This is a genomic window from Pseudomonas fluorescens (assembly GCF_902497785.1).
GTDB classification, from domain to species: Bacteria; Pseudomonadota; Gammaproteobacteria; order Pseudomonadales; family Pseudomonadaceae; genus Aquipseudomonas; species Aquipseudomonas fluorescens_BO.
In genome coordinates this window covers 1-12,367 of record NZ_CABVHK010000034.1, presented here as the reverse complement: position 1 = coordinate 12,367, position 12,367 = coordinate 1, and the positions used below count along the sequence as shown (strand labels likewise).

Below are 12,367 nucleotides of genomic sequence, written 5' to 3'. Positions count from 1 at the left end.
CCCCAACAGATAACCAACTTGCGGCACCACCCGCAGATAACGCTCGTCCACCAGACAACTGGCCAGCCGATGGGTGGTGCTGCGCGTGGTGCCGATCAGCCGGGCGATTTCCTTCAAGTCGCGCGCGCCACTGGCCACGGCCTGAACCACACCCAAACCGCGAAGCAGGGTCTGGGTGCCGGTCGGCGCGGCGTCCTTGGCGATTTTTGGGGTGTCTTCCTGCATATCCAGCCTTTACCGTTGAGCGAGTGAACGGGCGGCATTATGGTCGCCCGATGGCTACGACGACAACTTGATACGCTCGACTTTTCCGACCAGGAGGATGTAGGAAAGCGCACCGATCAATGCCAGAACCGAGATGTAGGTGATCGCCGGCGCGAACGAATCACCGGTGGCGAGGAAACCGATGACAATCGGCGTGGTAATGGCCGACAGGTTGCCGATGAAGTTGAACACCCCGCCCGTCAATCCCAACAGTCGTGCCGGCGCCAGGGTTGAAACCAGCGACCAGGTGATCGACGCCAGTCCGTTGCCGAAGAACGCCAACGCCAGGAACGCAATCACCAGTGGCGTCGACTCGACGAAGTTGGCACCGATGATCGAGGTGGAGATCAGCAGGCCGCCGATGATCGGCAGCTTACGGGCGAAGCCCACGGTGTAGCCGCGACGGATCAGGAAGTCGGAGAAAAACCCGGAACACAGCACGCCGACAAAGGCCGCCAGAAACGGCAACGACGCCAGCAGGCCGGACTTGATGAAGTCCATGCCGCGATATTTCACCAGGTAGGTCGGGAACCACGTCAGGAAAAACCACAGCGTCGAATTGAGGCAGAACTGCCCGAGGTAGATGCCCCACAACTTGCGTTTGGTCAGCACGATGCCAAGGTCGGCCCAGCTGAATTTCGCCTTGACCTTCGCCTGCTCGGCCTGGATATCCACCAGCCCGCCGCCCTCACGGATCAGCTCGATCTCGGCGTCATTGGCGCCTTTGAAATCCCGGGGTTCGCGGTACACCGCGTACCAGATCACCGCCCAGAGAATGCCCACTGCACCGGTGCTGACGAACACCATGTGCCAGCCAAATTCATGTTGCAACCAGGCCAGAACCGGCGTCAGAAACGCCAGGCCGACAAACTGTCCGGAAGTGTAAAAGCCAATCGCCGTGGCGCGCTCGCGCTCCGGAAACCAGGTGGTCACCACGCGGCTGTTGATCGGATACGCCGGGGCTTCCAGCGCACCCACCGCCATGCGCAAAACGAACAGTGCGATGAAGCTGGCGGCGAAACCGAGCATCACCGTGGCAATTGACCACAGCAGCAGAGCGACGCTGTAGAGAATGCGCGGCGGCACTCGATCGACCAGCCAGCCGCCGGGGATCTGCATGGCGGCGTAGGTCCAGCCGAATGCGGAGAAGATCAGCCCGACATGGATCGGATCGATCCCCAATTCGCTGGTCAGCGCGGGAGCTGCTATGGAGAGGTTGCTGCGGTCGAGGTAATTGATCACTACGGTGATAAACAGCAGCACCATGATGAAAAAACGCTTGCGGCTGGGCGCCACCAACGACGCCTGCCCGGTGAGGGTTTGCGGTTGCATGGGATTGCCTCTTTTTATGTTTATTGAGGTCGAATTGAAGACTGGCACTGAACCTGTAGGAGCTGCCGCAGGCTGCGATCTTTTGATCCTGTTTTAAAAGATAAAGTCAAAAGATCGCAGCCTGCGGCAGCTCCTACGGGGGGATTGCGGTGTATCAGGAGGTGATTACCACTCGGCAAAACTGCCATCGGCATGGCGCCAGATCGGGTTGCGCCAGCGATGCCCGACCGCCGCGCGTTCGATCACGTATTCCTCGTTGATCTCGATCCCCAGGCCCGGGCCGTTCGGGATCTTCACGAAGCCTTTGTCGTAATCGAACACCCGCGGATCCTTCACGTAGTCCAGCAGATCATTGCTCTCGTTGTAATGAATGCCCAGGCTCTGCTCCTGGATGAACGCGTTGTAGCAGACGGCGTCCAGTTGCAGGCATGCCGCCAGCGCAATCGGGCCCAGCGGGCAATGCAGCGCCAGCGCCACGTCATAGGCTTCGGCCATGTTGGCGATCTTGCGGGTTTCGGTGATGCCACCCGCGTGCGACGCATCCGGCTGGATGATGTCGACGTAGCCTTCGCTGAGTACACGCTTGAAGTCCCAGCGCGAGAACAATCGCTCGCCGAGGGCAATCGGCGTGCTGGTCAGCGGTGCCAATTCCTTCAGTGCTTCGTAGTTTTCACTGAGCACCGGCTCTTCGATGAACATCAGTTTGTACGGATCGAGTTCCTTCATCAGCACCTTGGCCATGGGCTTGTGCACCCGGCCATGAAAGTCCACGCCGATGCCGACGTTCGGGCCCACCGCGTCACGCACAGCAGCGACGTTGGCCAACGCGAGGTCGACTTTCTCGAAGGAGTCGAGGAATTGCAGCTCTTCGGTGCCGTTCATTTTCACGGCAGTGAAACCCCGCTCGACGGCCTCTTTCGCAGCGCGAGCGGTGTCGGCCGGCCGGTCGCCGCCGATCCACGAATACACACGAATCTTGTCGCGCACCTGACCGCCCAACAAGTCGCTGACCGACACACCGAGAGCCTTGCCCTTGATGTCCCACAACGCCTGGTCGATACCGGCCAGCGCGCTCATGTGGATCGCGCCGCCCCGGTAGAAGCCGCCGCGGTAAAGCACGGTCCAGATGTCTTCGATGTTGCGTGGGTCTTTGCCGATCAGGTAGTCGGACAATTCTTCGACGGCGGCGGCCACGGTGTGGGCGCGGCCTTCGACCACGGGCTCGCCCCAGCCGGTCACGCCCTCGTCGGTTTCGACTTTGAGGAAGCACCAGCGCGGCGGGACGATGAAGGTGGTCAGTTTGGTGATTTTCATCTTTTTGTCTCTCTTATAGATGCAGCGCGCTCGGCGCCAAAAAGTCTTAACGCAGAGCGTTCCATGCAGCGACATACGCCTTGGCGTTGACGGCTACGTCCTCAGGCGTCATGCCCGGCTTGAACAACCCGGAACCCAGGCCGAAGCCTTTGACACCGGCGTCGATAAACACCTGCATGTTGTCCGGGGTGATCCCGCCCACCGGCACCAGAAGGGTCCCGGCAGGCAACACCGCGAGCCAGGCTTTAACCACCGCCGGGCCCATTTGCTCGGCCGGGAACATCTTCAGCACGTCCGCGCCTTCGGCGAGTGCGGCGAAGGCTTCGGTCGGCGTCGCAACACCGGGGGACAGGAACAACCCCGCCGCTTTCGCCGCACGCAATACCTTGGGATCGCTGTGGGGCATGACGATCACCTGCCCGCCCGCCGCTTTCACCTGCTCGACCTGTTCCGGCGTCAGTACCGTGCCAGCGCCGATCAGGCAATCGGCGGGCAAGGTCTTGCGCAGGATACGGATGCTTTCGTACGGCTCAGGGGAATTGAGCGGCACTTCGATGACGCGAAATCCGGCGGCATACAGGACTTCGCCGATGGCCGCCGCTTCTTGCGGACGCAGGCCACGCAGGATCGCGATCAGACCGTTTTGCGCCAGGGCTTGCTTGAGCATGTCAGACCTCCAGTCAGGTTTAACGGGATGGGTGTTGAATGACGAGTCCGGCGGCGAGCGCCAACTGCCACAACCCGCGTTCGGTGGCTTGTTCAGCCAGCGTCACGCGAGCAAAACCGCAGGCAACTAGAGCCCGGCGGTAGCGTTCACAGAGTTGGGCATTGCCAATAAGGATGATCGACGGCAAATGAACGCTGTTGCGCCGACGCCGTTGAACAGTGGCCAGCGCCGCCAACTCATGGCCGATCAACAGGCCAGACAAGTAGTCGGGCTGCGCAGAGGCGCTCAGCTCACCGGTCAGCCCGAGGCTGCGGGCGCTGAACAACGTCGACAACGGACCGATCTCGCCATCCGTCGATAACGCCACGTGCACGCCACGATCAAACGCCGAGCCATCGAACGCTGCACCGCGCTGTTGGGTGCGTCCGAGAATGCTGTGGTCGCTGAGCACGGCGAAAACTTCGCCGGTCATGAACGTATCGAAATGCACGATGCAGCCATCGGCCACTTCCACCCATTTCGAATGGCTGCCGGGCAGGCCGATCAGCACATCATTGGCCGCCCCGTCGGGCAGATTGTGCAGCACGCCGAGGACCTGGGTTTCTTCGCCGCGCATCACGTTCGGCAGGTGCGAGCGCTGAATCACGCCCGGCACGATGTGCACATCGACACCGCGAAGACTGCGAATTGTTTGTAGGGAAATTCCGAGATTGGCGACGTTTGCCGGGGTGTCACGGTAGGCCGCTTCACACCAGCCTTGCGCACTGCCGACCATGCCACAGGCAATCACCGGCAAACCGGGCTGCTGATCGAGCCAGTCACCGCAGGCCTCGTCAAAGGCCAGTTCAAAGCCGTCGTCGCATTCCTGGCCGTTGATGATTCTCGGCGTCCGTGGCAGCTGCATGATCCCCGACGACAGCGAACGCTGTTCGAGCACCTGGCCACCCAGAGCGAGTTTGTAAGCACGTAATGAGGTCGTCCCCCAATCGAGCGCGATCAATTGCGCCAGCATCGCTTCACCTGTTCTGTTTATTGGCAGTGAGTGAGCTGGACTATAAACCCTGATGCGGGAAAATCTCAATATATAAATATCACTCCCATATAGTGGGACAGTGCAAAAAAAGATCGCAGCCTTCGGCAGCTCCTACATTGGATGACGAACACCCTGTAGGAGCTGCCGAAGGCTGCGATCTTTTGAACGTTTAATTGCCCGCCGCAAAATCCCTCAACACCGCCCCATCCATCCGATACCGCACCCACTCTTCCTGCGGCTGCGCACCCAACGATTTGTAAAATTCAATCGCCGGTTTGTTCCAGTCCAGCACGCTCCATTCGAAGCGCCCGCAATCATTGGCGCAGGCGATTTTCGCCAAGTGGCGCAAGAGTGTTTTACCGGCGCCGCCACCACGCTGTTCGGGGGTGATGTAAAGGTCTTCGAGGTACAGGCAATTGCTGCCGAGCCAGGTGGAATAGCTGAAGAAGAATACCGCGAAGCCAATCGGCGAACCGTTCCGCAGGCACATCAGGCCGTGAGCGGTGGCGCCTTCGCTGAACAGGCTGCGTTCGATGTCGGCAACGCTGGCGATGACTTCGTGGCGGGCACGTTCGTAATCGGCCAGTTCAGTGATAAACCCGAGGATTTGCGGCGCATCGCTGGGGGTCGCCGGGCGGATTTCGATGGTCATGGACGGGCCTTCGTCAACAATGGAAAACGCCATACTAAGTCGGCGTGCGGCGCACGTCACACGGATTATCCTGCCCCGCCCTCGCGAACAGGCGCAGACCGTTCGTCGTTCATCAGGCACCAATCCAAATCGGCGTCGGACCAATATCAGGTAAGGACTCTCATAAAATGGAGACGACACTATGATCATGTCCAGGTTGACCGCCCTCGCTCTCGCTTCGTTGCTGTCCACTGCCGCCTTCGCCGCCACCGCTACCGGTACCGTCCCGACCGACCCGGTCGAAAAACCCAGATCCCCCGCCATCCAAAGCGCTCCCGGCATAAACACCAACGGCACAGGCGTCGACAGCAGCCTGCCTCCGTCCACGGGCACTGACCCGCGAACCCAGGGCAACGACGCAGGCCGTCAAGGTGGCATGAACACGCCCGACACCCAGACACCTGATAACGCTGGCAGCGGCAGCGACTCGAAGACCACCACCGGTGGCTCGGGCTCGGAAGGCGGCGCCAGCCAATAAATCGCCGACGCGAGCTATCCACATCCATGAAGAGGTAACCATGAACGTCGATAACAACCTTGAGAAAGAAGTCCTGACCCGTCTGCTGCACGCCCACCCGAGCGGGTTGGGCAAGGAGGTTCTGGACAATTACCGGGGGGAGAAAGTCGTGGCCAGCACCCTCGCCGCGTTGCAGGATCGCGGGTTGATTCAGCACGGGCACGTGACCTGCAACGAGGCCGGTGAGCATGCGTTGAATTTGCCGATCAAGCTGAGTGCGGCGGGGGTTGAAGCGGCGCGCAAGCTGGATATCTAAACGGCTTAGGGCCCCTTCGCGGGCAAGCCCGCTCCCACAGGTTTGTCGGGTGTACTTAAAAGTGTGAACGCCTCGAGCACTGTGGGAGCGGGCTTGCCCGCGAAGATGTCAGATCAAGCACCGCAATTTTTTCGGATAAACGCTTCAACCTCAGCAGCCCCAGGCGACGTCGCCGGCCCCCACCGTGTCACCGCCAGCGCCGCTGCCGCATTCGCCCGCCGCGCCGCCTCACCTGCCGACAACCCCTGCGCCAACCCGGCCACAAACACCCCGGCATGCGCGTCCCCGGCGCCATTGCTGTCCACCGCCTCGACCTTGAAACCTGGCACATGCTGATGCTCGCCATGCTGGCTGATCCAGCATCCCTGCGGCCCATCACGCACCACCGTCAGCACCTTCGAAGGCAGATGATCCGCCAACCGAACCAGCGCCTCGGCGATGTCGGACGCGCCGGTGAATTGCAGCGCTTCGACGCTATTGCTGGTCCACACATCAATGCGCGGCAACAGCGCCTGCATCAGTGGCGCATCGGCAGACGCCACGAGCGGCCCCGGATCGAACACCACGCTGATCCCGACGGGCAGCTGCACTACCCAATCCACCAGCGCCTGAGCCTTGCCCACCTGCAACAGGCTGTAGCCGCTGACGTAGACATAGTCGCCCGCCTGCGCCGGCACGCTCGCCAGCTCCTCGGCCGTCACTTCACCTTCGGCGCCGACGTATGAAATGAAACTGCGCTCGGACGACGCCTCGGTGAGTGCCACGCACAATCCGGTGTCGCGTTCGGCGCGATCAGCGATGCCGATGCGAATGCCTTCAGCCTGCATGGCCTCACGCGCCAGGTCGCCGAAACGGCCGGTGCCATGGCGGCCGAGGTAGACCACCGGCAAGCCATTGCGCGCAGCGGCGGCCATCACATTGAAGCCGCCGCCGGCTTCGAAACTGGCAGATTGCGCCAGCACGTCCCCGCCCGACTGCGGCAGTTTATCCACGGCCATGACCAGGTCGATGATGACCTGGCCGGTGTGCAGCAATTTAGGCATGAGCATTCTCGATCAATCCGGCGCGACGATCCTTCGCGCCACCGAGGATGAAATAAATCCCGCCCGCCACCAGGAAGGTCACGATCCAGCCAAGGCCGTTATGCCCCAGCCAGGAATCGGAAAGAAAACCGCGGAACCAGACATTCTGCTCAGTGGTGCCGATGGTGGTGAAACTGAAACCGAGCACTATCGCCAGTGCCCACGCGCCGAACGCACGCCACTCGATGCCGCCGCGGTACCAATAGGCACTGTTCGGACTGACGTCCAGCAAGTCTTTCGGGCTGTAGTAATGACGGTGAATCAGGTCCACGACAAAGATCCCGACCCACGCCGTAATCGGCACGGCCAGCAACGAAATGAAGGTAATGAAAGGACCGTAGAAACTGTCGGCGATCAGCATGAAGTAGATCGAACCAGCGAAGATCGCAACGATGTCGACCACCACCGCGTAGACACGCTTGACCTTCAGGCCCAGCGTCAACGTGGTCAACCCGGCCGAGTAAACCGACAGGTTGTTCGACAGCAGCAAGCCGCCGAACGCGGTGATCAGGTACGGCACGGCCATCCAGGTCGGCAGCATGTCGCGGATCGCGATGATCGGGTCAGTGGCTGACGCCAGGTCGTTGTTGCCCACCGACAGCAGGCCGCCGAGGGTAATCAGCAGCACCAGCGGGATCCCCGCACCGAAGGCGGCCGAGGCCACCAGACGCACGGCTTTGACGCTGCGGTGCTGGTAGCGCGACATGTCGGCACCGGCATTAGCCCAGCCGATGCCGGTGCCGGCGGCCATGGTGCCGACGCCGATGATCATCGCGCTCAGTGGTGCGGGCGTGGCGTTGAACACGGCGCTCCAGTCGATGGTGGCGCAGAGGAAACCGCCGACCAGAATGTTCAGCGCGCCGAACACGTAGGTCGCCCATTTCTGAATCACCAGCAGCGTCGCGTGGCCGAGACCGGACACCGACAAGGTCAGCAGCACGAAAATCGCGATGAAGATCAGGGTCAACACGGGTGCACTTTTGGCTTCTACCGGTGAGCCAAAGAGGATCGAACACAGCGACAGCAGCACGAACGCGGCGGTGGTGGTGTTGACGGTTTCCCAGCCCAGACGCGACATCAGCGAAACCAGCGTCGGGCCGATGTTGCCGCGTACACCGAAGATCGCCCGCGACAGCGTCAGGCTCGGCGCGCGGCCACGACGACCGGCGATGGAGATGATCCCGACCACGGCGAAAGAACCGGCGGCGCCGAGGATCGCGACGATGATCGCCTGCCAGATCGCCAGTCCGCGAAACGCCACCAGCGTGGCGCCCAATGGCAGGCCGAGGATGGAAATGTTGGCCGCGAACCAGACCCAGAACAGTTGCAGCGGATGACCGTTGCACTCCGCTTCAGGAACAGGCTCGATGCCTCGGGTTTCCAGTTGCCCGGCACTTTGCCCGGCGTTTGCAGAACTCATGTGAAATGCTCCTGTTGCCTTTGTTGTGGTTGTCGGCAAGACGGTAGGAGCTGCCGAAGGCTGCGATCTTTTGATTGGGTGGTCAGGCCAGGATCAAAAGATCGCAGCCTTCGGCAGCTCCTACGGGGATTGCAAACCTCAGCGGAGGATAAGAAGTCCTTTCACCAAAGGCTCTAGCTCCAATTCATTAACAGCTTTGACCGTGTCGATCATCTCGACCGGCCAACTCTCGAGACCCAGGCAGGCACCCAGCATCGCGCCGAGAATCGCCGCAATGGTGTCAGTGTCACCGCCCAGACTGGCGGCCATGCACACCGCGTCGAAGGCGTTCATCTCGCCGATGGCCACTTGCTGGGCCAAAGCAAACGCAACGACCACCGACTCCTGTGACGCCACCGATGTACCAATCACGTCGTACAGCACGTCAGCCAACAGTGCATTGTCGCTGTCGACACTGATGCTCCGCGCCCAACTGATCCGCGAGGCGATGCGTCCGCCGGCGACCCAGTGGCCGTGGCTCTCTGCTTGCTGCGCCAGGTGCTGGCCGAGGTTCAGCGCCTCGCCCAGGTCCATGCCATTGATGCCGGCCGAGACCACCGCCGCCACCGCCGCCGCACTGGAAATGCCCAGCGTGGTGTTGTGAGTGACCTGACAGGCTTGCACCACGGCTTTGATGAACCGCTGGGGATCGGCGACGTTCACCGCAATCCCGATCGGGGTGATGCGCATCGCCGCGCCATTGGTGGTGCCATAGCGCCCCGCTTCTTCCGGCGAATGGCCGGCGAGGATCATCTCGATCGCCCGTTTGGTCGACGGGCCGAGCAAATCCTGCGAGCCCTTGGCCTGCATCTGCGCTTCCCAGTCGATCAACCGACGAGCCAAAACAGACGGGTCGATCCAGCCCTCGCCGTCGATCAACAACTGACCGACCAGAATCGCCTGTTCGGTGTCGTCAGTGATCGAGCCTTTAGGCATGTTGGGCGCAATCGGTTGATCGGGCCCGGCGTCTTGCAAGTCGGTGATTGCGCCGAAGCGCGCCTTGATTTCGGCTCGGCTCAGGGATTGGGTCGGCATGCCCAGCGCATCGCCCAGGGCCAGTCCGTAGAACGCGCCCAGGGCACAATCAAGCGCGGTCACTGTGAGGATCCAAATGAGAGGTGCAGACGAAAATGCACGGGATCGAGCAGGCTTTCGACCTGCTCCATAAAGCGGTTTTGCCGGTCATAGGTGGTGCGCAAGGCTTTGAGAAACACCGTGCCGACCGGGCGTCCGAGCAGCTCGGCGTCTTCGGCGCTCAATGGCTCGGCGCCGATCCATTGATCGCCGCGCTCGCCGATGTAGCCATAGGCGGCCAGGGTGATGGTCAGGGAATTGTCGATCAGCCCCACGCGCGGCAGGCTTTCCAGGCCTCCGGTGGCGGGCATCAATGAGCGTTCAAGGGACACCAGCGTGCCGTCGTTGGAACGGCGGCGTCGGTCGAGGGTGATGAACTGGTCGGTGCCGAAACGCGGCAGCAGGTCAGGACGAGTCACCGCCTCCAGCCGCAACACTTCGGTATTGACCAGCGCACCACTGTCGGCGAGGGCCTGCGCCCAGCCGCTGCGCTGATCGAGCACCACCCCGTCGAACGTGACGATGGAGCCGACCCCGCTTTGCGTCGCGATGTAGTGGCGCCGCTTCAGCTCGGCCAGGGCTTCACGCAACGTGCCGCGGCTGACTTTGAATTCCTGAGCCAACTGATGCTCGCCCGGCAACAAAAAACCGTCCTCCATGAGGCCGCTTTCTATGCGCCGGATGAGCTCATCGACCACCCGTTGTTTCTTGTCGAATCGTACCTGTCTAATCATGTACAAATTGATAACCGAAACGGGGTCAGGCGGGCAAGAAATATTTCAGGGAGTTGACGGAAGGATGCATACCTGTGGCGAGGGAGCTTGCTCCCGCTCGAGTGCGCAGCACTCGCAAAATTCGTGATAGCAACAGAAATTTTGGGGCCGCTGCGCAGCCCGGCGGGAGCAAGCTCCCTCGCCACAAAATCGTGTCAGCGTTGCTTGAGGCGGTCGATGACCACGGCCAGCAACAAGATCGAACCGCGAATCACATACTGGTAAAACGTATCGATGTTTTTCAGGTTCATCGCATTCTCGATGATCGCCAGAATCAACACCCCGGCAATCACATGCCGGATCATGCCGATCCCGCCGCTCAGCGACACCCCGCCCAGCACACACGCCGAGATCACCGTCAGCTCGAAACCCTGTCCGATCATCGGCTGACCCGAGGTCATCCGCGACGCCAGAATCACCCCGGCCAACGCCCCGATCACGCCGTGCACGGCGAAGATGATGATCTTGGTCCGGTCAACGTTGACCCCGGCCAGCAACGCCGCTTCCTGATTACCGCCGATGGCCATGGTGTTGCGCCCGTAAGTGGTGTAGTTCAGCAGCCAACCGAAAAACAGGAAGCAGACGATGGTGATCAGAATCGGCACCGGCACGCCGAACAGTTGGCCGTTACCGAAGACGAAGAACGATTCCTGCGACACGCCCACCGCTTTGCCATTGGCAAATATGTAAGCCAGACCACGAACGATCTGCATGGTCGCCAGCGTGGTGATCAACGCGTTGACCCGCAGCTTGGCAATCACGATCCCGTTGATCAGCCCGACAATCAGCCCCATCACCAGCGCCGCGCTGACGCCGAGGAATACGCTGTCGGTGTCGCGCATCACCACCGCCGCGACCACGCCGGCACAGGCAATCACCGAGCCCACCGACAGGTCGAAGTGCCCGGACGCCAGACAATACAACATGGTGCACGCGGCAATCCCGGTGGTGGAAATCGCCAGGCCGAGGCCGCGCATGTTCAGCGGCGAGAGGAAGTTGTCGATCAGCAGGGTGCACAGCACAAAGATCCCGACGGCTGCCAGCAGCATCACCCAGTCATCGAGGAAGCGCCGCAGGTCGAGCGGTTTGCGCTGGGTCGGCAAAGCGTTGTTTTGGGTTGTCATCATAGTCACCTCTCAGTTCGCCACGCTGTCAGCGCGGTGGCGCGGCAAAGCCAGTTGCAGCAGGTTGGATTCGTTGGCCTCGTCACGGGACAGTTCGCCGCGCATCGCGCCTTCGCAGAGCACCAGAATGCGGTCGGAAATACCCATGACTTCCATCAAGTCGCTGGAGACCACGATCACCGCAATGCCGCTTTCGGCGAGGTTATGGATGATCTGGTAGATCTCGGCCTTGGCGCCGATGTCGATGCCGCGAGTCGGCTCGTCGAGCAGCAGGACTTTCATCGGCATCGACAGCCAGCGACCGAGAATCGCCTTCTGTTGATTGCCGCCGGACAGGTACATGATTTTCTGCGCGGCGTTCGGCGTCTTCACTTTCAGCGCCTTGATCTGCTGGTCGGCGTTGCCCTTTTCCCACAGGCCGCGCAACAGGCAACCGAAGGTCGAATGGGCGCCGCGCGCGCTGATGTTGATGTTTTCGGCCACGCTGGAGAGCGGCATGATGCCCTCCTTCTTGCGGTCCTCGGGGCACAGCAAAATGCCGGCGGCAATCGCGTCGCGAGGTGAACGCAGTTTCAGTTCATGGCCGCGCAACTCAAGGCGTCCGGCGGTGTTGCGTTCCAGGCCGCTGAGCATGCGAAACAGCTCGGTGCGACCCGCGCCGACCAGGCCGAACAGCCCCAGAATCTCGCCTTTGTGTGCGTCGAAACTCACCGGCTCACGCAAGCCCGGCCCGAGCAAACCGGCGACCCTCAACGCCACCGCACCGCGTTTGCGCGGTCGG

At 61.5% G+C, this 12,367-nt stretch carries 14 protein-coding genes; 2 read left to right on the top strand and 12 right to left on the bottom strand.

The features are described 5' to 3' along the window. The 6 genes from F8N62_RS30955 to F8N62_RS30930 form a co-directional block, all read right to left on the bottom strand. A partial coding sequence (locus tag F8N62_RS30955) for a helix-turn-helix domain-containing protein (RefSeq protein WP_150714175.1) occupies window positions 1–225 on the bottom strand: 225 nt, incomplete at its 3' end. A gap of 54 nt (window positions 226–279) precedes the next feature. Next, window positions 280–1,596 carry an MFS transporter gene (locus tag F8N62_RS30950; RefSeq protein ID WP_150714174.1) on the bottom strand — a complete coding sequence of 439 codons (1,317 nt, stop codon included), beginning with the start codon at window positions 1,594–1,596 and terminating at the stop codon, window positions 280–282. A 165-nt stretch (window positions 1,597–1,761) separates the two neighbouring features. Beyond that, window positions 1,762–2,910, bottom strand: coding sequence for a galactonate dehydratase (gene dgoD / locus F8N62_RS30945; protein WP_008152275.1), 1,149 nt, complete (start codon window positions 2,908–2,910; stop codon window positions 1,762–1,764). Between the two features lie 46 nt (window positions 2,911–2,956). Then, entirely contained in the window at window positions 2,957–3,577 is a 621-nt protein-coding gene (locus F8N62_RS30940; protein WP_150714173.1) for a 2-dehydro-3-deoxy-6-phosphogalactonate aldolase, read from the bottom strand. 19 nt (window positions 3,578–3,596) lie between these two features. Then, window positions 3,597–4,589 (bottom strand): 2-dehydro-3-deoxygalactonokinase, encoded by a 993-nt coding sequence (locus tag F8N62_RS30935; protein ID WP_150714172.1) that lies wholly within the window; start codon window positions 4,587–4,589, stop codon window positions 3,597–3,599. Between the two features lie 190 nt (window positions 4,590–4,779). After that, complete coding sequence (locus F8N62_RS30930) at window positions 4,780–5,262, bottom strand: GNAT family N-acetyltransferase (RefSeq protein WP_150714176.1); 483 nt, start codon at window positions 5,260–5,262, stop codon at window positions 4,780–4,782. A gap of 181 nt (window positions 5,263–5,443) precedes the next feature. Between F8N62_RS30930 and F8N62_RS30925 the strand changes: the two genes are divergently transcribed. Next, a complete protein-coding gene (locus F8N62_RS30925; RefSeq protein WP_150714171.1) occupies window positions 5,444–5,779 on the top strand; it encodes a hypothetical protein in 336 nt (111 codons plus the stop codon). A 40-nt stretch (window positions 5,780–5,819) separates the two neighbouring features. Then, entirely contained in the window at window positions 5,820–6,074 is a 255-nt protein-coding gene (locus tag F8N62_RS30920; protein WP_150714170.1) for a hypothetical protein, read from the top strand. A gap of 113 nt (window positions 6,075–6,187) precedes the next feature. Here F8N62_RS30920 and F8N62_RS30915 read toward each other — a convergent pair whose 3' ends face one another. From F8N62_RS30915 to F8N62_RS30890, 6 genes are all read right to left on the bottom strand, one after another. Next, window positions 6,188–7,117: a PfkB family carbohydrate kinase gene (locus F8N62_RS30915; protein WP_150714169.1), complete on the bottom strand. Its 930-nt coding sequence runs from the start codon at window positions 7,115–7,117 to the stop codon at window positions 6,188–6,190. Continuing rightward, window positions 7,110–8,576, bottom strand: a complete 1,467-nt coding sequence (locus tag F8N62_RS30910; RefSeq protein WP_150714168.1) for a purine-cytosine permease family protein — start codon at window positions 8,574–8,576, stop codon at window positions 7,110–7,112. Before F8N62_RS30910 ends, F8N62_RS30915 begins: the two co-directional genes overlap by 8 nt. Window positions 8,577–8,714: 138 nt before the next feature. Further along, the gene (locus tag F8N62_RS30905) at window positions 8,715–9,713 is read right to left on the bottom strand and encodes an ADP-ribosylglycohydrolase family protein (RefSeq protein ID WP_150714167.1); all 999 of its coding nucleotides are present in this window, start codon (window positions 9,711–9,713) and stop codon (window positions 8,715–8,717) included. Further along, window positions 9,710–10,423 carry a GntR family transcriptional regulator gene (locus tag F8N62_RS30900; RefSeq protein ID WP_150714166.1) on the bottom strand — a complete coding sequence of 238 codons (714 nt, stop codon included), beginning with the start codon at window positions 10,421–10,423 and terminating at the stop codon, window positions 9,710–9,712. Before F8N62_RS30900 ends, F8N62_RS30905 begins: the two co-directional genes overlap by 4 nt. A 194-nt stretch (window positions 10,424–10,617) precedes the next feature. Then, entirely contained in the window at window positions 10,618–11,586 is a 969-nt protein-coding gene (gene araH, locus F8N62_RS30895; protein ID WP_150713984.1) for an L-arabinose ABC transporter permease AraH, read from the bottom strand. Between the two features lie 12 nt (window positions 11,587–11,598). Further along, window positions 11,599–12,367 (bottom strand): ATP-binding cassette domain-containing protein (locus F8N62_RS30890; protein WP_150714165.1); only part of this gene is annotated, 769 nt, incomplete at its 5' end.